The following is an 18,580-nucleotide window of genomic DNA, read 5'->3' on the forward strand; positions in this document are numbered from 1 at the left end:
TAATCAATAGGAGTGGGCTTTAGCCCGCTTACAAAAAATAAATATTCATTAAGGCTTTAGCCAAAACTTATTAAGATGAATACAACTAAATTTTTTAAAGTACTATTTTTCGCCATCACTTTTTGTTTTGCAGGTTTAGTTAATGCAAAAATTAAACTTCCAAAACTGGTTTCTGACGGAATGGTTTTACAACGCGACCAAAAACTGAAAATCTGGGGACAAGCTGATTTTGGAGAAAAAATTGAAGTTCAGTTTCAAAATAAAAAATACAATACAGTTGCCGACAATTCTGGGAATTGGAAAATCATGCTTCCTGAAATGAAATCTGGAGGTCCTTTTAGAATGATGATCAACGAAATTACACTGAAAAATATTCTCATTGGTGATGTGTATCTATGTTCCGGTCAGTCGAATATGGAGCTTCCGATGCGAAGAGTGAAAACCCTGTATCCGCAGGAATTAACGAATGCCAATAATAGCAATATCCGTTTTTTTACCGTTCCTCAAAAATATGATTTTAAAAAAGCTCAAAACAATTTGGAAAACGGAAGCTGGGAAGAAACCAATCCTCAGAATATTCAAAATTTTTCCGCGGTTGCTTACTTTTTTGCGAAGGAAATGTATCAGTACAATAAAATTCCGGTGGGAATTATCAATTCAAGTTTAGGGGGTTCTCCGGTTCAGGCTTGGATGGATGAAAATTCCTTGAAAAAATATCCGGAATATCTTGCTGAAGCTGAAAAATGGAGAAATGATGAGTTAATTGCTCAAACAGAATCTTCCGAAAAAGCTTTGAGTAAAGCTTGGTATGCAGAATTAGACAAATTGGATATAGGAGTTTCTAATCATTGGGAAAAGTCCGATTTAAATGATTCTGACTGGAAAAAAATGAACGTTCCCGGTTCTTGGGAAGATGTGGAAAAATCATTTGACGGTTCTGTCTGGTTCAGAAAAGAAATTTTTCTTCCAAAAGGCACTGAAAAAAATACAGCATTTCTAAATTTAGGAAGAATTAAAGATGCCGATGTTACTTATATTAACGGTCAAAAAGTTGGAAATGTCACCTACGAATATCCTCCGCGTTGGTACGATATTCCTGCGGGAATTTTAAAAGAGGGCAAAAATATCATTGCTGTAAGAATTACGAATGGAAGCGGAAAAGGAGAATTTATAAAAGATAAAGACTACTTTCTGAAAATAAGTTCTGAAAAGTTTGACTTAAAAGGTGAATGGAAATATAAAATAGGAGCAATCATGAACAGACCCGCTCCCGGACAAACTTTCATCCGATGGAAACCTACAGGATTATACAACGCCATGCTGAATCCTTTGACGCAATATCCGATAAAGGCGATTCTTTGGTATCAAGGCGAAAGCAACACCGCAAAACCTCAGGAATACGGGGATTTATTATCAACCATGATTTTGGATTGGCGCAACAAGTGGAATCAGAAAGATTTGCCTTTTTTTATCGTTCAGCTTGCTAATTTTATGGAAGCAAAATCTCAACCTACAGAAAGCAATTGGGCAGAATTGAGAGAGCAGCAAAGAAAGGTTTCTCAGACCGTTCAAAATACCGGACTTGCCGTCACCATTGACATTGGAGAGTGGAACGACATTCATCCTTTAAACAAGAAAGAAGTGGGAAAAAGATTGTCGTTACAGGCTCAGAAAGCTCTTTTCGATAAAAATATTATTGCAGACGGACCCGTTTATGAATCCATGAAAATTGATGGAAACAAAATTATTCTTTCATTTAAAAAAGGAACAGATGATTTTTCTAAAGTTTCAGAATTGAAAGGTTTTGCAATAAAAGGAAACGATGGAGTTTTCAAATGGGCAAAAGCAAAGATAGAAGGCAATAAAATCATCGTCTGGAATGATGAGATTAAAAATCCGATTGCCGTTCGATATGATTGGGCAGATAATCCGGATGGAAATTTGAAAAACAAAAACAATTTACCGGCATCACCTTTCACTACAGAATAGTAGAAATAAAATTGAATCAATAAATATTAAACAAATACACCTTAATTTCAGCAGACCGTTTTTAGTCTAATATCTAACTTCTATTATCTAACATCTAAATTTATATGAATAATTCTCAAAAAATATCAGTCGTTGAAAAAGTGGGCTACAGCTTGGGAGATTTGGCGGCGAATCTCGTTTTTCAGACACTGGTTACTTATCTCGCGTACTTTTACACCGATATTTATGGCTTAAAAGCTGAAGATGCTTCTATCATTACCTTGATTGTCGGATTGGTTGCCGGTTTCGGATTTAATCCTGTGATTGGTGCTTTGGCAGACCGAACGCAGACAAAATGGGGGAAATTCCGTCCGTGGATTTTATTTTCGGCAGTTCCGTTGGGAATTGCAGCGTTATTGGCTTTCAGTACACCTGATTTTTCTTATAAAGGAAAAGTGATTTATGCGGCGATCACGTATTCGTTTTTATTATTACTTTACGCTTCAAATAATTTACCGTATTCTGCGTTAAGTGGCGTGATTACAGGAGATATGAGCGAAAGAAACAGCATTTCTTCCTATCGTTTTGTAGCGGTCATGTTTTCACAGTTTTTTGTACAGGTTTTCATGTTGCCGATCATTTTATCCGTAGGAAACGGTGATAAAGCAGTCGGAATCGAGATCGTGATGACTTGGTTGGCAATCATAGGTTCTGTGATGTTATTGATTACTTTTTTCACGACAAAAGAAAGAATTATTCCTAAACCCGAACAAAAATCAAGCGTAAAAGAAGATTTAAAAGATTTATTTAAAAATAAGCCTTGGGTAATTATGCTTTCTGTTACTGCTTTGATATTCATTACATTGGCAATGAAAGGCGGTTCTTATGTGTATTATTTTAATAATTATGTAGATGAAGCTTCTTTGAAAAGTTTTATCTCTCCCATCACCGGATTTTTTGATTCTATCGGAATGAATTTCTTTGGTGAAAATGTAAAATCTGCAGGTTTCGGATTATTTAATGCAGGCGGAATTATCATGATGATCGTCGGAATTACTTTTTCTAAAAGATTCGCCGATAAATACGGGAAAAGAGATGTGTTTATGGCATCACTTTTTATCTCGACATTATTTATTATTCTGTTCATTTTTTATCCTCCAAAATCTGTTGGTTTAATGTTTCTATCTCAAATCTGTCACGGCTTTTTCTACGGAATAAGCACTCCGATTTTATGGGCGATGATTGCCGATGTAGCCGACTATTCCGAATGGAAAAACAACCGCAGAGCAACGGCAATTATTTTCTCCGCCATGATGGTGGGTTTAAAAGTGGGATTAAGTATTGGAAGTTCTTTAGTTGCTTTAATTATTGGGAAATACGGATATATTTCTTCAGGTGAAATTCACAATGCTATTCAGCCCGAAACGGTTGCAAAAGGGGCAAAAATGCTGGTCAGTATTTTTCCGGCGATTCCGTTTCTTGCAGCTTGCGGACTGTTGTATTTCTATAAAATTGATAAAAAACTAGAAGTACAGATTGAAAATGATTTAGCAGAAAGAAGAAAATAAAAGCATGAATATGAAACGTATTATTTTACTTGGTTTAATGGCTTTGGCAGTTTCAAATGTAGCTGCTCAAAAATCTAATTCTTTAAAAAAAGCTTTTCAAAATAAATTCTACATCGGCACCGCGATGAATCTTGAGCAAATTCACGGAACCGATACAAAATCTGTAGAAATTATAAAAAAACAATTCAGTTCGATTGTTTCGGAAAACTGCATGAAATCGATGTATCTGCAACCTCAGGAAGGAAAATTTTTCTTCGATGATGCAGACAAATTTGTAGAGTTTGGTGAAAAAAATAAAATGTTCATCATTGGGCATACTTTGATTTGGCATTCTCAAGCTCCGGATTGGTTTTTCGTGGATAAAGACGGCAAAAATGTCTCTCCTGGAGTCTTAAAGCAGAGAATGAAAAATCACATTACAACGGTGGTTTCAAGATATAAAGGAAGAGTAAAAGGTTGGGATGTTGTGAATGAAGCCATCATGGAAGACGGTTCTTACCGAAAATCTAAGTTTTATGAAATTTTGGGTGAAGAATTTATTCCTTTAGCCTTCAAATACGCTCAGGAAGCGGATCCTAATGCTGAATTATATTACAATGATTACAATGAATGGCATCCCGGAAAAGTGAAAACGGTGACTCAATTGGTTAAAGATTTAAAATCAAAAGGAATCCGGATCGATGGAGTAGGAATGCAGGCTCACGTCGGAATGGATACCCCTTCAATCAATGAATACGAAAAAGCAATTCTTGCTTATGCAAAAACCGGAGTGAAAGTAAATATCACCGAATTGGAGATCAGTGCGCTTCCTTCACCTTGGGGAACTTCCGCAAATGTTTCTGATAAAGTAGCGTATGACGAAAAAATGAATCCTTACAAAAACGGACTTCCAAAAGATGTTCAAACTCAATGGGAAAACCGTTATCAGGATTTTTTTAAATTATTTTTAAAACAGAAAAACAACATCCGAAGAGTCACCTTATGGGGCGTAACCGATAATCAGTCCTGGAAAAATGATTTCCCGATCAAAGGCAGAACAGATTATCCGTTATTATTTGACCGTCAATTCAATGCAAAACCTGTCGTCGAAAAACTTATAAAACTCGCAGAAACAAAATAATTTCAATTATAAAAGTCTAATATCTAGTATCTAAAATCTAACATCTAAATTATAATGAACAAATCAAAATATCTATTCCCGAAAGACTTCATGGCAGATCCATCCGTTCACGTTTTTGAAGGAAAACTCTACATTTATCCCTCTCACGACAGAGAAAGTGGTATTGAAGAAAACGATAACGGCGATCATTTTGATATGAACGATTACCACGTTTTTTCATTAGATGATGTTGAAAACGGAGAAATTACAGATCATGGAGTGGCACTTTCTGTGAAAGATATTCCTTGGTCGGGAAGACAGCTTTGGGATTGTGATGTTGCCTATAAAAACGGGAAATATTATATGTATTTTCCGCTAAAAGATAAAAATGATATTTTCAGAATCGGCGTTGCGGTAAGTGATAAACCTTATGGTCCTTTCATTCCTGAAAAGCATCCGATAATGGGAAGTTACAGCATCGATCCCTGTATTTTTGAGGAAGACGGAAAACATTATATGTATTTCGGCGGAATTTGGGGCGGACAATTGCAACGTTACAGAAATAATAAAGCACTGGAATCTGCGGTAATTCCTGAAAATGATGAACCAGCAATTCCTTCCAAAGTAGCTTTGTTAAACGATGATATGCTTGAATTTGCAGAAGAACCGAAAGATCTTTTAATTCTCGATGAAAACGGAAATCCTTTACTTCACGGCAACGAAAAGCGTTTCTTCGAAGCATCATGGATGCACAAATACAACGGAAAATATTATTTCTCTTATTCTACAGGTGATACGCATCTTTTGTGCTATGCCATTGGTGACAATCCTTATGGACCTTTCACATATCAAGGGGTGATTTTAACTCCGGTTGTGGGTTGGACAACCCATCACAGCATTGTTAAATTTAAAGGAAAATGGTATTTATTCTTCCATGATTCCGTTCCAAGTGGCGGAAGAACGTGGCTTCGAAGCATGAAAGTTGTTGAATTAGAATATAATGAAGACGGAACTTTCAAAACGATCGAAGGACTGGAATAATCATCAATTCCACAGAACCCGAAAGGTTCAATATCAATAGCCTTAGGTGAAACCTATGGTGTAAAATATGAATTAACGTAGGGAAAACCTACAGATAAAACCATTTCAAATGCGAAGTTTCCGAGCCTACATCCTAATATTTTTATTAATTCCATTCTCAATTTTCGCAGAAGACGGAAGCAAACTCTGGCTTCGTTTTCCCAACGTAAAAAATGGGATTTCCGCCGATAAAATCATTTCAAAAGGTAAAAATCCTACCCTTGAAATTGCGAAAAAAGAATTAATAAATTATTGGCAGGGTCAGACGGTAGAATTGCGGACAGAAAAATCGTTGAAGAATCTGAAAGACGGTTATACCATCAAATCAAATTCAGAAAAAATCATTATTTCTGCGGCAAAAGAAAACGGTTTGTTGTATGGAGTATATCATATTTTGAGATTGCAACAAACAAAATGTGATGTTAACAATTTAAATATCACAGAAAAACCTTCTTACGATATCAGAATTCTCAATCATTGGGATAATTTGGATGGAAGTATAGAAAGAGGTTACGCCGGAAAATCACTTTGGAAATGGGAAGATTTGCCGAATAAAATTTCTCCACGATACGAAGAATATGCACGAGCAAATGCGTCGATCGGGATTAATTCCGTTGTTTTAAATAATGTGAATGCCTCACCCAATATGCTTCGAACAGATTATCTTCAAAAGGTAAAAGTTCTGGCAGATCTATTCAGACCTTACGGAATTAAGGTGTATTTGTCGGTGAATTTTTCTTCACCTAAAGTTATCGGTGGAGTAGAAAATTCAGATCCGTTGAATAAAAATGTTCAGCAATGGTGGAAAACCAAAGCTTCTGAGATTTATAAATTAATTCCTGATTTTGGAGGATTTTTAGTAAAAGCCAATTCAGAAGGTCAACCAGGACCGCAGGATTACGGAAGAACTCACGCCGATGGTGCAAATTTGATGGCAGACGTGTTGAAACCTTATGGCGGAATCGTTATGTGGAGAGCTTTTGTGTACAGTCCGAGTAAAGAAGATCGCGCAAAACAAGCGCATTTGGAATTTGTTCCTTTGGATGGGAAATTCAGGGATAATGTGATTATTCAGATCAAAAACGGACCGGTTGATTTTCAGCCGCGTGAAGCGTTCAATCCGTTATTTGGAGCTTTAAAGAAGACTCCAGAAATGGTTGAATTTCAGATTACTCAGGAATATCTTGGGTTTTCAAATCATTTGGTTTATCTGGCGCCATTATTTAAAGAAACCTTGAAAAGCGATACCTATTCATATGGAAAAGGTTTCTACGATTGCAAAAATTACGGACGGAACATTAAGACCATCAAAAATCACCGCAATTTCAGGAGTTGCGAATATCGGAGAAGATGAAAATTGGACGGGCCATCATTTCGCACAAGCCAATTGGTACGCCTTCGGAAGATTAGCCTGGAATCATGAATTAACCTCCGAACAGATCGCGGATGAATGGATTAAAATGACTTTTACAGACAATAAAGAATTTGTAAATCCCGTGAAAGAAATGATGCTCACTTCAAGAGAAACGGCTGTAGACTATATGATGCCTTTGGGACTTCATCATATTTTCGCTTCCGGACATCATTACGGACCCGAACCGTGGGGAGATTATCAAGGCGGAAGACCCGATTGGTCGCCGGTTTACTATCACAAAGCCGATGCAAATGGAGTAGGATTTGACAGAACAAAAACAGGAAGCAACGCCGTTTCTCAATATTTTTCTCCGTTAAATAATATTTATGGAAACATCGAAACCTGTCCGGAAAATCTGATCCTTTGGTTTCATCATGTTCCGTGGAATTATCAAATGAAAGATGGCAAAACCTTGTGGGAAGAATTGTGTTTTAAATATGATACAGGCGTAAAAAATGTTCGTGAATATCAGAAAACATGGGATAAAATGGAAGGTTATGTTGATGCTGAAAGATTTCAGCAGGTTCAGTCTAAATTAAAAATCCAGTCAAAAGACGCAGTTTGGTGGAAAGATGCTTGTTTATTGTATTTCCAGACGTTTTCAAAGATGCCGATTCCTTACGAAATTGAAAGACCGATTCATGAGTTGGAAGATCTTAAAAAAATTAAGCTTGATCTGAAACATCATAATTAAAAGACATTCTAATTTTTAAACATAAAAAAGGCAACCATTCTCCGTGATTAAAAGAGAAAAGTTGCCTTTGAAAACTAATTGTACGTGAAATTTTAATTCCGATATAATCCGGAAATGTATATGAATCTCTTAGTTAAGAGTAATGATTTTGTTGAAAACGTTTCCGCCTTCTTCCACGCTGATAATGTATTTATCAGAGGTTTTAAGACTAAGGTCGAAAGTAAGATCAAGCTCTCCATTAGCAGCTTTTTTTGTTGCGTTGTAATAAATAGTATCCGAAAAATCAGTTACAGAAATATTGGCGCTGCTTTTTACACCCGAAAGATGAAGTTTTACCATATTCCCCGAAATCGTGTATTCCGGTTTATTAATTTCAGCAAAAGGAGTTTTTTCGATGTCCAAAGTGTTGTTAAGACCTATGTTTATTTTATATTTTTCAATCTTCTGATCAGACTCTGCAACCAGGTAATACGTTCCTGCAGCCAGATTTTCCAGATTATAAGATTTCGTTACAGAATTTTCCGTTCCTACTTTTTCAGAAAATACTTCTCCGTAAGTTTCATTATAGATTACCAAAGATATATTTTGTGCATTAAGGACTTCAAAATTTACAGTTTTTGCTGTTGACGTTCCGATAGAAAGAGAAAAATCTCTGTCTTTACTCATCAAACTTGCGGAGATAAATAGGAATCCCACAAGAAAAGCGGATTTTAATAATTTAATCATAATGATAAAGGTTTTGTTATCAGTTATTTGTATTGCAAATGTATAACAGTATATTATCTTAATCTACAATGCAATTTTCATATTTATGTGCTATATTAACCTTTAAATTATCTTATTTAAAATTAATTGTTAATTTTGTGTATTAATTTATGGGTTTAAAATGAAACATTCACATCCTGCCTTCGAAGCTGTAAAACCTAATATTGGAAGCAGTTTCACCAGTTTAAAATTTCTTCGGAACGAAAATATCAAATCGCATGTTTGGCATTATCATCCCGAAGTTGAACTTATTTTTGTCTGCGGCGGCTCAGGAAAAAGACAGATCGGGAGTAATATTTCCTATTTTACGGAAGGAGATCTTGTGTTAATGGGAAGTAATCTGCCGCATTGTGGAATGACGAACGAAAACACGAAAAATGACTACGAAATGGTGATTCAGTTCAAGCCTGATTTTTTGGGCGAAACGATCTGGGAATTGCCTGAAATGCAAAGAATTGCCAATTTATTGGAGAAGTCAAAAGCTGGAATTGTTTTTTCTGAAAATGTAAAGAAAATCATAGGTAAAAAGATCGTCGAAATGCACGAATCTTCATCTTTGGAAAGGCTTGTCAAGTTTATAAAGATATTAGATGCATTGGCTTCTACACAGGATTACAGGATTTTAAATGCCGGAAAATATTATTTACAAACGCAGGTTGAAGATAATGAAAGAATCAATATTATTTTTAATTATGTGAAAGATCATTTTAAAGAACAGATTACGCTGGAAGAAATCGCTGATCTTGCGAATATGAAAGTGCCGTCTTTCTGTCGTTATTTTAAGAAAATAACCAATAAAACTTTTACGCAATTTGTGAATGAATACAGAATTACGCATTCTCTGAAACTGCTTGCAGAAAAGCCTTTGAGCATTACGGAGGTTTGTTTTGAGTCGGGGTTTAATAATTTTAGTTATTTCAATAAAACCTTTAAAGAATATATTAAGAAAACGCCTTCTCAGTACAGAAAAGAGTTTAATTATTTTATGGAATAATGACGTTTTTACTATTGAATTTGTTTAGATTTTCTCCCACGGATTTCACAGATTTCCACAGATGTTTGTGTTTTATTTTTATTTAAAATTTAGAGTCTATTTAAATTTGATTAAAACATTTTTTATTAGTAAAAAGTTAGATTTTAATGATTTTACGTTTGAAAAAACGCGAATATCCGTTTTTCAATCTAAAATGGATAAGTAATAAAAACTTTGTGATCTTTTTTAAGTAGAACGCCTTTGTGTAACTTAAAAACAGTTAGTAGTCAAAAAATCTTTGTGAACTTTGTGGTTAAATTTTTTTGATTTGAATATGTCTATTAAAACTACTTTTAATTTAAATTAAGAGCCTGTTTAAAAAATTAATAAAAAAAAAGAGTAAGGGTAAGAAGTTGAATAAAAATTGTCATTTTAGAGTTGCAAAACAAAAAACTTCAATGTATCCAACAGACTTAACCCAAACTCAGTGGCAATTTATAAAAAAAGCATTAGATTTTGATGACAGAAAACGAAAATATGATTTGATTATCATTTGGAATGCTATTAATTATTTGGTAAAAACAGGCTGCCAATGGAGACTTTTGCCTCATGATTTTCCAAAATGGCAATTGGTTTATTACTATTATTCAAAATGGTCAAATCTGGAGATTTTCGATTTATTATTATCAAAATTAAGAGAGAAAGTACGTCGGGATAGAGGCCAGAAATCGCAGGCAAGTTTAGGAATTATGGACAGCCAGAGTGTTCGTTGGGGAAATAACCGTTCACTCAATGGCTTTGACGGAGCCAAAAAAGTAAAAGGAATCAAAAGACACGTCGTGGTAGATAAAAACGGGTTTTTGTTAGCCGTAATGGTAAGTGTAGCCAATATTCATGACAGTAAAGCGGCATTATTGCTGATGAAAACATTGCGATATTTACTAATTCCGCTTCAGGTAATCTTAGCGGACGGAGGTTACAGAGGGGGTATTATTGAGGAAATAAAAACTAAATTAGGCTATATCATTCAAATCGTTATGCGGAGTGACAAAAAAGAAAAAGGATTTGAGCCACTCCATAAAAGATGGATTGTTGAACGTACTTTTTCATGGTTTGATAATGATAGAAGGCTATGCAGAAATTATGAACTCCTAATGGAAACTTCCGAAAATATGGTCAAATTATCCGCTATAAAATTATTACTTAATAAAATTTAAACAGGCTCTAAGAGTAATTCATGTTTAAAATAATATGCAATATCTTTGCAAATGAAAATCAAGAACACTGAAAAAATATTTTTATGAATGATATTAAGCTGATTGTAACGGATATGGACGGAACTTTTCTGAACTCAGAACATCAAGTAAGTCCGGATTTTCCTGCAGTCTATGAAGAACTGAAAAAGAGAAATATTTTGTTTGTGCCTGCAAGCGGAAGACAGATGTTGGGAATCACCAAATATTTTGGAGATATTGAAAACGAAATGGCTTTCATCGCAGAAAACGGAGGGTATGTTATTTATAAAAACGAAGAACTTTTCGCAGACGAATTAGATCAGAAATACATCGCCGAAATTATCACCGCAATCCGAAAAATTCCCGGTGCTACAGCCGTTTTATCAGGGAAGAAAAAGGCTTATGTAGAGACAGATAATCAGGATTTTATCGATTATATTTCACAGTTTTATACAGATAACGAAAGAAGAGAAGATCTTACGGAAAGAGTTGATGACAGTATTTTTAAAATCGCAATCTATCATCCGGAAGGTTCAGAACTGAATGTATATCCTGTTTTGAAGGAGTTCGAAAAATACGATTTAGAAATTGTTGTTTCCGGGCAATATTGGCTGGATATTATGAATAAAAATATCAATAAAGGCGTTGCTTTAGAAAAACTGCAAAAAGCTTTGAATATTACGCCACAGCAAACCATGGCTTTCGGAGATTATATGAATGACATCCAAATGCTGGAAAATTCAAAATATTCTTATGCGATGAAAAACGCGCATCCTTCCGTAAAAAAGGCGGCGAGTTTTGAAGCCTGTTCTAATGATAATTTTGGTGTACTGAAAATTATTAAGGATTATTTGAATATGAATTAAGAGCTTGTTTAAATTTGATCTAAACATTTAAAAATCACTGCTCATGTTTTGACGCAAAGCTTAATTCAATGGTACTTAATAGAAAGCGAGCAAAGATGAATCAACAAGTTGATTTGATGAAGCTATATTTTCAAGCTTCGCGAAACAAATTTCATTTGCCTTTGTCTTCTAAATAATGCAGAATGTAAATAATCTTTGCGTTAAAAGAATAACGAATTCCGTTTGAAAGAGCCTTTAAACCTTTCAGTACAAAACTTTTACTTTCAGGAAAATTTTAAACAATTTAAAAAAAATACAACCCTTCATATCTTTTGATTTGAAGGTTTTTTGTTATCTTTAGAGAAGAAATTTTTAAAGAAAATGCAATCAGGTATAGAAGCATATTTACAATCTGTCAAAGCAATTTGCTGTGATCTGACTGATGATGAACTTTCCTATTTCGTTGCAAAAGTGACTGTTCAGGAGCTTAATAAAAAAGATTATTTTCTCGAATCCGGAAAAATTCAGAAATCGATTGGCTTCATTGCAAAAGGGTTGGTTCGTTCGTTTTTTATCGATAAAGACGGCAACGAAATCACGGTCGGTTTCTATCCTGAAGGAGAATATGCGACGCATTATCCTGCTTTTATTACAAGACAACCCAGCAAATATTTTATACAATGTCTCGAACCGACAACTTTTGTCAATCTTTCGTTTGAAGATATGCAATGGATGTATAGTCAGGCTCCGATCGTTGAAAGATACGGAAGGCTGATTGCAGAAGTAGTTTTAAAACAGCAACAATCGCGGATTGAAAGCTTTATTTTTCAGACTGCCGAAGAGCGTTATCTTGATTTTACTAAAAAGCACGCTTCTTTATTCAACAGAATTTCCTTGTCGCATCTTTGCAGTTTTTTAGGGATTGAAAGACAAACCCTCACAAGAATCAGACAAAAAATCGCACATAAATAACTTTTGACACATTTGTGTCAGGTAACACTTTGCTTTCTAGCGCAACTTTGTAGTACAAAATAAAACGTACTGCAATGAAAAATATATTACTTATCCTCGGACATCCTTCTAAAGATTCTTTCTCTAATGCCTTGCTTGAAGCCTATAAAAAAGGTGCGGAAAGTGAAGGCGCAACTGTTAAAACAATTTATATTTCAGACCTTGATTTTAATGTAAATCTTTCAGACGGCTACAGAAACCGGAGACGGAATGGAGCTTGAAGAAGATCTTGTAAAATCTCAGGAGCTGATTTTGTGGGCAGATCATGTGGTCTTGGCTTTTCCCAATTGGTGGGGTTTTATGCCTGCAATTACCAAAGGTTTTATCGACAGAATTTTCCTTCCCGGTTTTGCATTCAAACATCAATCCGGAAAAATTTTCCCTGAAAAATTATTAAAAGGTAAAAGTATACGTGTCTTAGTAACGATGGACACCCCAAAGTTCTGGTTTTATCTTGTCTATCGTGCGTCTCAATATCAGATTCTTAAAAACATTGTTTTCGGCTATGTAGGATTCGATCGTGTGAAGTTTTCAACTTTTGGATTTATGAGAAAATCTACGGATAAACAAAGACAAAACTGGCTTCAAAAGGTGATGAATTTGGGAAAACAATTCAAATAAAAATAATTAACATCAAAGATTTCTTACTTAAATTAATGGACAAAGTGATTTCGATCACACTTTTTTAGTGACTCATTTCCTTTCTGTGAGGGCTTTTGTTGAACTAATTTTGTCTCAGAAAAAGTAAGCAATTACCATCTTAAAATTAAAATTTAACAATAAAAATAAAAAATTATGGCAACAAATATTTTTGAAGAAGTACAAATTGGCAACCTTCAATTAAAAAACAGAATTTCTATGGCTCCAATGACAAGAGCAAGAAACTTTGACGGAATTCCTAACGACGAAAATGCTTTGTATTACGCACAACGTTCCGGAGCAGGATTAATTATCACGGAAGGAACAGCGATTTCAAATACGGCAAAAGGGGTTTTACATATTCCTGGTTTATATACGAAAGAACAAGTTGAAGGCTGGAAAAAAGTGACAAAAGCAGTGCATGAAAAAGGAAGCTTGATTTTCACTCAATTGTGGCACGTGGGAAGAGTTTCTCATACTTCAAATCAGCCGGAAGGAAAAGCTCCGGTGGGAGTTTCGGATATTCAGGCAGCAAATTCTTACGCTTGGGGATACGATGAAAACGGAAAAGAAGGTTTCGTAATTTCTTCAAAACCGAGAGCATTATCTACTGATGAAGTGAAAGAGGTGGTAAATGATTTCGCAAATGCCGCTAAAAACGCAATAGAAGCAGGTTTCGATGGTGTGGAAATTCACGGGGCAAACGGATATTTAATTGAACAATTCTTGAATCCTTTTGTAAACAACAGAATTGATGAATATGGAGGAAATATCGAGAGCCGTTCAAGATTTTTGCTGGAAGTTGTCGATGCAACAATTGCAGCGGTTGGTCATGAAAAAGTTGGGATTCGATTGACGCCTTACGGTGGTTTAAACGAGCTTCCTCATTATGATGAAATTGAAGAAACGTATGAGTATTTAGCGAAAGAATTAAAGAAAAGGAACGTTGTTTATATTCATTTGATGGATCAGAAAACAAAAGGGAGCCACGCTTTACCGGAAGGATTTTTAGAACGTTTCCGTTCTTGGTATGATGGCGTAATTATTCTTGCAGGCGGAATGGACAGAGAAAAATCTGAAGACCTGATTAACGCCGGAACGATTGATATTGCCGGATTCGGAGAACCGTTTATCTCAAATCCTGATTTGGTGGAGCGTTTGCAGAACAATTGGGAACTTACGCCTCCTGATCGAGATCTGCATTACGGTTTAGGTTCACACGGATATACAGACTGGAAAAAATATGATGAAGTCTTAGTTTAAATAATTGATTGATAAAACCCCTTAAAAGCATTGTTTTAAGGGGTTTTTTAATAATAATCTGAAATTAACCGAATTAATTATTTTGATTTGCTGTTCAGCGTTGTATCAGCAATTTTAGTTAATAATTGATCGCATTTTTTCTCTTCTTCCAGCGTTTGCAACAGAAGTTTCAGGCATTCCTTTTGTTCCAGAACTTTTGCGTATGCGGCAAGCGTTCCGTAGGTTGCTATTTCGTAATGCTCTACTTTTTGTGAAGCGGCGATAATTCCTGCATCTCTCACAGCGCCGGGTTCTGTTTCTTCCATGATGCTTTTTCCTTCATCCAGAAGTCCCTGCATGGCATCACATTTTTTGGCTTGAGCTTTTTTACCCAGTTTTGCAAAACATTTTTCCAGTCTTGAGACATGTTCTTTGGTTTCAATAAGGTGAGATCCGATTGCTTTTTGTAATTTTTCGTCAGTTGCATTTTTCTGCATTTTCGGAAGCGTTTTCGTCAAAGCTTTTTCAGCCCAGTAAATATCTTTCAGAGCATCTTCAAAGAGATCATTCAGGTTTTTTGCAGCATCCTTTTTTGCCGGAATTTTGGCAGAAGCTTTAGCTGTTGTTTTCCCTGCTGATTTTGTGGTAGACTTCTTTGTTCTCGTTTTAGTTTCCATAATAATTATAATTGGTGATTGTGACGAAAGTATTACAACAATAAGACCAATTCTCTTCTATTTCTTTCCGATAAATACCACATTTTTAGGAAAATACAAGTTTTAATTTATGTTAAATATTGATTATAAAGTGTTTATTATTATCGTTAAAACATAGTTTTTTGATTTATTTGCTAAATATTCACTAATATTTGAATTTTTTATTTTAAATTTATCATCGTAAGATTCGTCTTCAAATTGTACCGTTTACCCAAAGTGAAAATAGAATTCATTTAATGATTTTTTCTGTCATTTTGAATATCTGTTTTTCAACCTAAAATATAGAAGTAAAGAAAAACTTTGCGTTTAAATTCATTTTAGGCATTAAAACGGACAATCAATATTTTTAATTCAGATACTTTCATCATTAAATTTTAAAACGAATTATAATAAGGCGGAACCGAAAAGCCAATAGAGTAGGCAAACAAAAAACTAAACCATGAATTTATCACTTCACCCATCAATAGGTGTTGCCCGATTAGGGAATCGTACTTCTGGCATTTCTCTATCTCGCGTTACAATCGCAGAACTTTTATGACTGTTTTTTTCAAATATTTCTTACCCTTAAAATCAATCATTAATTTAAATATAAACTAAAAAAATAGCTATGAAAAATTTGTTTAAGTACATTTTATTATTAACAATCCCGTTTTTATCAGTTGCCTGTAACTCGGATGACGAAGTTTTAGATAATAAGATACCTCCTGTTATGACCTTGTTTTACCAAAACGCGGATGCACTTGCTAAAACATACGATCCCAACGGAACGGTAAATCAGGGGCTTAGAAATGAAGCATTTAATTTGTATAAGCAAGGGAAATGGAGTGAGCTGGAAGTTTTCTTCAAAAATAATAATTTGAATGGAGGATGGCCTCCTGCAAATGGCGGATATAATGTCATCGACGATGTTTCATTCACTGCAGGACAAAAATTTGACAGATACAGTGGCGCAATTGCCTATACCGGAAACCGGAATTCCTACGTTGGGAGGAAGTTTTACGAGCCCGATTGTTGATGGGTATACGTATACTTTCAGCCAAAGAGCTTTAAATCTGCCTGAAACATCTTATGATTTTTACTATCACATAGATGTTTTGAACAATTTATTACCTTTTACAGGGCAAATTGCAGATGTTATTCCTTGGTTTAATCAAGTTGGAGGCGGAACTCAGACCATGTGGAAAATCCCGATCGATCCTATGACAGGTTATCAAAAAACATGGAACAAACTGGCTCAGGAAGGGTATATAAAAGTGACGATCATAAAAAGTCCGAGCGGAAAATATAATAACTTAGCGGGAACAGTGATCCAGAAATAAATAATTTAGATGTATTCAATCTCAAAAAAAATAAGCATTGGTAAGCAAGCTTCTGTCGCAAAAAGCACTTTCAGTAATGATGAAATTGCCCCATCTGCAGAAGTAAAATTCACTTGTTGTAACTGTGGTCACGAAAATGCAGTTGAAATAATACCTTATGAATCCGGATTTCCGATTTTTCAAATTTATAATAAAGATAAAGTCTTATCTAAAAATGAATTAATAAAAAATGGATTCGTTACCGAAACAATGAAAAATATGCTTCATTTTGGAGAATTGACGGTAAATAATTTACCCACTCTATATTTCGGCACCAATTGCCAGTCTTGTGATTCAAAATACATCTGCGTATTCAGTTATGGAGAAAAACAGCCGGGATTGACATTGCTTACAATTTCAGGCGTTTGGAAATATGAGGAAGGAGAATAATATTTACAGATTTTATAAAAATATTTCAAAAAAGTTTCGGCTTCAAATCTTTGATTTGAAGCCGAAACTTTTTATTAATTAAACTGAAAAAACAACCAAAAAACTTTCAGCTTTTAAAATGGCCGTTTCGCGGTTTTGTTTGTCCGACTCGACTATTTATTCATTGATTGCCTTTTTCCTGCCCTATACATTTGCATCATAAATTTTAAAAATAATAACAATTTAAATTAAAAAGTATGAAAACAATTCGCAATCAAAAAACAAAATTAGTAACAGGAATTCTGGCGTTTATGGCAATTTCAGGATTTGCACAGATCTCAAACCAAAATATCAAAAATGAAATCATAAAGCCTTTTCATGCAAGTGTTTCTAATGACGCTTTAAAAGATCTTCGTCAGAGAATCAGCATGACAAGATGGCCTTCGAAAGAAACGGTTACAGATCAGTCTCAAGGCGTGAAACTGGATCAGATTCAGAGAATTGTAAAATATTGGGGAACAGATTACGATTGGCATAAAGCCGAAGCGAAATTAAATTCATTTCCACAGTTTACAACCAATATCGATGGTTTGGATATTCATTTTATTCACGTCCGTTCAAAACATAAAAACGCAATGCCTTTAATTATTACTCACGGTTGGCCGGGTTCGATTTTTGAGGTTTTAAAAGCCATCGATCCGCTTACAAATCCCACCAAATACGGCGGAAAAGCTGAAGATGCTTTTGATGTGGTAATTCCTTCAATGCCGGGTTACGGATTTTCAGGAAAGCCGACAGAAGCTGGTTGGGGTGTTGAAAAAATGGGACAAGCTTGGGATGTTTTAATGAAACGTTTGGGATATCATCATTATGTTTCTCAAGGTGGAGATTGGGGAGCGGTAGTTGCCGATGCAATGGGGCGTCAAGCTCCGGAAGGTCTGTTGGGAATTCATGTGAATATGCCTGCAACGGTACCCGCAGAAGTTGCCGATATTTTAAAATCTGGAGGAAGTGCTCCTGAAAATTTAACGGAAAAAGAAAAAGCAGCTTTCAATTCTTTGAATAAATTGTACACAAAAGGTGGCGGTTATGCAGGAATGATGGTCACTCGTCCTCAAACTTTAGGATATGGTCTTACAGATTCTCCGGTTGCTTTGGCTTCGTTTTTCTTAGATAAATTTAATGACTGGACGTACAGCGGAGGAAATGCCGAAAAATCTTTAACCAAAGATGAAATGCTGGATGATATTACGTTGTATTGGCTGACGAATACTGCAAATTCTTCAGCGCAATTATATTGGGAAAACAACAATAATAATTTTAATGTAGTGGAGCAGAGAACGCAGGAAATTAAAGTGCCTGTCGCGATTACAGTATTTCCGGGAGAGATTTATCAGGCTCCGAAATCTTGGGCAGAAAAGGCATATCCGACTTTACAATATTTTAATGAAGTAAAAAAAGGCGGTCATTTTGCATCTTGGGAAGAACCACAGCTTTTTGCGGAAGAGCTTCGTGCTGCATTCAGATCTTTAAGAAAATAAATTAATTATCATAAAAAATAAAAGAGCCACAATGTATAATTGTGGCTCTTTCTGAAAGAATAT

Annotated in this window: 19 protein-coding genes; 17 read left to right on the plus strand and 2 right to left on the minus strand. The window is 35.1% G+C overall.

Translation table 11 applies throughout. From position 1 onward, the window contains the following. Positions 1-75: 75 nt before the first annotated feature. From J3D55_RS12110 to J3D55_RS22680, 6 genes are all read left to right on the plus strand, one after another. Positions 76-1,989: a sialate O-acetylesterase gene (locus J3D55_RS12110; RefSeq protein WP_259131417.1), complete on the plus strand. Its 1,914-nt coding sequence runs from the start codon at positions 76-78 to the stop codon at positions 1,987-1,989. Positions 1,990-2,093: 104 nt separating this feature from the next. After that, entirely contained in the window at positions 2,094-3,536 is a 1,443-nt protein-coding gene (locus J3D55_RS12115; protein ID WP_259131419.1) for an MFS transporter, read from the plus strand. A 10-nt stretch (positions 3,537-3,546) separates the two neighbouring features. Next, a complete protein-coding gene (locus J3D55_RS12120) occupies positions 3,547-4,656 on the plus strand; it encodes an endo-1,4-beta-xylanase (RefSeq protein WP_259131421.1) in 1,110 nt (369 codons plus the stop codon). 54 nt (positions 4,657-4,710) lie between these two features. Continuing rightward, positions 4,711-5,676, plus strand: a complete 966-nt coding sequence (locus tag J3D55_RS12125) for a glycoside hydrolase family 43 protein (RefSeq protein ID WP_259131422.1) — start codon at positions 4,711-4,713, stop codon at positions 5,674-5,676. 109 nt (positions 5,677-5,785) lie between these two features. Next, entirely contained in the window at positions 5,786-7,069 is a 1,284-nt protein-coding gene (locus J3D55_RS22675) for a hypothetical protein (protein WP_310466918.1), read from the plus strand. Next, complete coding sequence (locus tag J3D55_RS22680; protein ID WP_310466920.1) at positions 6,972-7,823, plus strand: hypothetical protein; 852 nt, start codon at positions 6,972-6,974, stop codon at positions 7,821-7,823. The genes J3D55_RS22675 and J3D55_RS22680 overlap by 98 nt, the downstream gene beginning before the upstream one ends. Positions 7,824-7,952: 129 nt before the next feature. On the opposite strand, the gene J3D55_RS12135 is transcribed toward J3D55_RS22680, so the two are convergent. Then, the gene (locus tag J3D55_RS12135) at positions 7,953-8,549 is read right to left on the minus strand and encodes a hypothetical protein (protein WP_259131425.1); all 597 of its coding nucleotides are present in this window, start codon (positions 8,547-8,549) and stop codon (positions 7,953-7,955) included. Between the two features lie 160 nt (positions 8,550-8,709). Here J3D55_RS12135 and J3D55_RS12140 point away from each other — a divergent pair, with 160 nt between their 5' ends. The 7 genes from J3D55_RS12140 (at position 8,710) to J3D55_RS12170 (ending at position 14,554) form a co-directional block, all read left to right on the plus strand. Continuing rightward, positions 8,710-9,582 (plus strand): AraC family transcriptional regulator, encoded by an 873-nt coding sequence (locus J3D55_RS12140; RefSeq protein ID WP_259131428.1) that lies wholly within the window; start codon positions 8,710-8,712, stop codon positions 9,580-9,582. A 437-nt stretch (positions 9,583-10,019) separates the two neighbouring features. After that, on the plus strand, positions 10,020-10,778 hold the full coding sequence (locus tag J3D55_RS12145; RefSeq protein ID WP_259127825.1) for an IS5 family transposase: 759 nt from the start codon (positions 10,020-10,022) through the stop codon (positions 10,776-10,778). An 83-nt stretch (positions 10,779-10,861) separates the two neighbouring features. Then, the gene (locus tag J3D55_RS12150; RefSeq protein ID WP_259131430.1) at positions 10,862-11,662 is read left to right on the plus strand and encodes a Cof-type HAD-IIB family hydrolase; all 801 of its coding nucleotides are present in this window, start codon (positions 10,862-10,864) and stop codon (positions 11,660-11,662) included. Between the two features lie 360 nt (positions 11,663-12,022). Beyond that, positions 12,023-12,613, plus strand: coding sequence for a Crp/Fnr family transcriptional regulator (locus J3D55_RS12155; RefSeq protein WP_259131431.1), 591 nt, complete (start codon positions 12,023-12,025; stop codon positions 12,611-12,613). 74 nt (positions 12,614-12,687) lie between these two features. Then, a complete protein-coding gene (locus J3D55_RS12160) occupies positions 12,688-12,873 on the plus strand; it encodes an NAD(P)H-dependent oxidoreductase (protein ID WP_259131433.1) in 186 nt (61 codons plus the stop codon). Continuing rightward, positions 12,863-13,273 (plus strand): NAD(P)H-dependent oxidoreductase, encoded by a 411-nt coding sequence (locus J3D55_RS12165; RefSeq protein ID WP_259131435.1) that lies wholly within the window; start codon positions 12,863-12,865, stop codon positions 13,271-13,273. The genes J3D55_RS12160 and J3D55_RS12165 overlap by 11 nt, the downstream gene beginning before the upstream one ends. Before the next feature lie 174 nt (positions 13,274-13,447). Next, a complete protein-coding gene (locus tag J3D55_RS12170) occupies positions 13,448-14,554 on the plus strand; it encodes an alkene reductase (RefSeq protein WP_259131437.1) in 1,107 nt (368 codons plus the stop codon). Positions 14,555-14,631: 77 nt separating this feature from the next. Here the strand turns inward: J3D55_RS12170 and J3D55_RS12175 are convergent, their stop codons facing one another. Further along, positions 14,632-15,210 carry a YciE/YciF ferroxidase family protein gene (locus J3D55_RS12175; RefSeq protein ID WP_259131439.1) on the minus strand — a complete coding sequence of 193 codons (579 nt, stop codon included), beginning with the start codon at positions 15,208-15,210 and terminating at the stop codon, positions 14,632-14,634. A 646-nt stretch (positions 15,211-15,856) separates the two neighbouring features. Here J3D55_RS12175 and J3D55_RS12180 point away from each other — a divergent pair. From J3D55_RS12180 to J3D55_RS12195, 4 genes are all read left to right on the plus strand, one after another. After that, a complete protein-coding gene (locus J3D55_RS12180) occupies positions 15,857-16,264 on the plus strand; it encodes a hypothetical protein (protein WP_259131441.1) in 408 nt (135 codons plus the stop codon). Beyond that, positions 16,155-16,568 (plus strand): TNT domain-containing protein, encoded by a 414-nt coding sequence (locus J3D55_RS12185; RefSeq protein ID WP_259131443.1) that lies wholly within the window; start codon positions 16,155-16,157, stop codon positions 16,566-16,568. Before J3D55_RS12180 ends, J3D55_RS12185 begins: the two co-directional genes overlap by 110 nt. 9 nt (positions 16,569-16,577) lie before the next feature. Beyond that, on the plus strand, positions 16,578-16,997 hold the full coding sequence (locus tag J3D55_RS12190; protein ID WP_259131446.1) for a hypothetical protein: 420 nt from the start codon (positions 16,578-16,580) through the stop codon (positions 16,995-16,997). Positions 16,998-17,233: 236 nt separating this feature from the next. After that, positions 17,234-18,517 carry an epoxide hydrolase family protein gene (locus J3D55_RS12195; RefSeq protein ID WP_259131449.1) on the plus strand — a complete coding sequence of 428 codons (1,284 nt, stop codon included), beginning with the start codon at positions 17,234-17,236 and terminating at the stop codon, positions 18,515-18,517. The last annotated feature ends 63 nt before the right edge of the window (positions 18,518-18,580 follow it).

This window comes from Chryseobacterium ginsenosidimutans (assembly GCF_024807225.1).
Classification (GTDB): domain Bacteria; phylum Bacteroidota; class Bacteroidia; order Flavobacteriales; family Weeksellaceae; genus Chryseobacterium; species Chryseobacterium ginsenosidimutans.

Excerpts from the sequence above, each read along its gene's own strand:
- J3D55_RS12160 (WP_259131433.1), top strand. The coding sequence starts at position 12,688 with ATGAAAAATATATTACTTATCCTCGGACATCCTTCTAAAGATTCTTTC.
- J3D55_RS12155 (WP_259131431.1), top strand. The coding sequence starts at position 12,023 with ATGCAATCAGGTATAGAAGCATATTTACAATCTGTCAAAGCAATTTGC.
- J3D55_RS12145 (WP_259127825.1), top strand. The coding sequence starts at position 10,020 with ATGTATCCAACAGACTTAACCCAAACTCAGTGGCAATTTATAAAAAAA.
- J3D55_RS12185 (WP_259131443.1), top strand. The coding sequence starts at position 16,155 with ATGTTTCATTCACTGCAGGACAAAAATTTGACAGATACAGTGGCGCAA.
- J3D55_RS12170 (WP_259131437.1), top strand. The coding sequence starts at position 13,448 with ATGGCAACAAATATTTTTGAAGAAGTACAAATTGGCAACCTTCAATTA.
- J3D55_RS12180 (WP_259131441.1), top strand. The coding sequence starts at position 15,857 with ATGAAAAATTTGTTTAAGTACATTTTATTATTAACAATCCCGTTTTTA.
- J3D55_RS12195 (WP_259131449.1), top strand. The coding sequence starts at position 17,234 with ATGAAAACAATTCGCAATCAAAAAACAAAATTAGTAACAGGAATTCTG.
- J3D55_RS12140 (WP_259131428.1), top strand. The coding sequence starts at position 8,710 with ATGAAACATTCACATCCTGCCTTCGAAGCTGTAAAACCTAATATTGGA.
- J3D55_RS12110 (WP_259131417.1), top strand. The coding sequence starts at position 76 with ATGAATACAACTAAATTTTTTAAAGTACTATTTTTCGCCATCACTTTT.
- J3D55_RS22675 (WP_310466918.1), top strand. The coding sequence starts at position 5,786 with ATGCGAAGTTTCCGAGCCTACATCCTAATATTTTTATTAATTCCATTC.
- J3D55_RS12135 (WP_259131425.1), bottom strand. The coding sequence starts at position 8,549 with ATGATTAAATTATTAAAATCCGCTTTTCTTGTGGGATTCCTATTTATC.
- J3D55_RS12190 (WP_259131446.1), top strand. The coding sequence starts at position 16,578 with ATGTATTCAATCTCAAAAAAAATAAGCATTGGTAAGCAAGCTTCTGTC.
- J3D55_RS22680 (WP_310466920.1), top strand. The coding sequence starts at position 6,972 with ATGGAAAAGGTTTCTACGATTGCAAAAATTACGGACGGAACATTAAGA.
- J3D55_RS12120 (WP_259131421.1), top strand. The coding sequence starts at position 3,547 with ATGAAACGTATTATTTTACTTGGTTTAATGGCTTTGGCAGTTTCAAAT.
- J3D55_RS12150 (WP_259131430.1), top strand. The coding sequence starts at position 10,862 with ATGAATGATATTAAGCTGATTGTAACGGATATGGACGGAACTTTTCTG.
- J3D55_RS12125 (WP_259131422.1), top strand. The coding sequence starts at position 4,711 with ATGAACAAATCAAAATATCTATTCCCGAAAGACTTCATGGCAGATCCA.
- J3D55_RS12175 (WP_259131439.1), bottom strand. The coding sequence starts at position 15,210 with ATGGAAACTAAAACGAGAACAAAGAAGTCTACCACAAAATCAGCAGGG.
- J3D55_RS12165 (WP_259131435.1), top strand. The coding sequence starts at position 12,863 with ATGGAGCTTGAAGAAGATCTTGTAAAATCTCAGGAGCTGATTTTGTGG.
- J3D55_RS12115 (WP_259131419.1), top strand. The coding sequence starts at position 2,094 with ATGAATAATTCTCAAAAAATATCAGTCGTTGAAAAAGTGGGCTACAGC.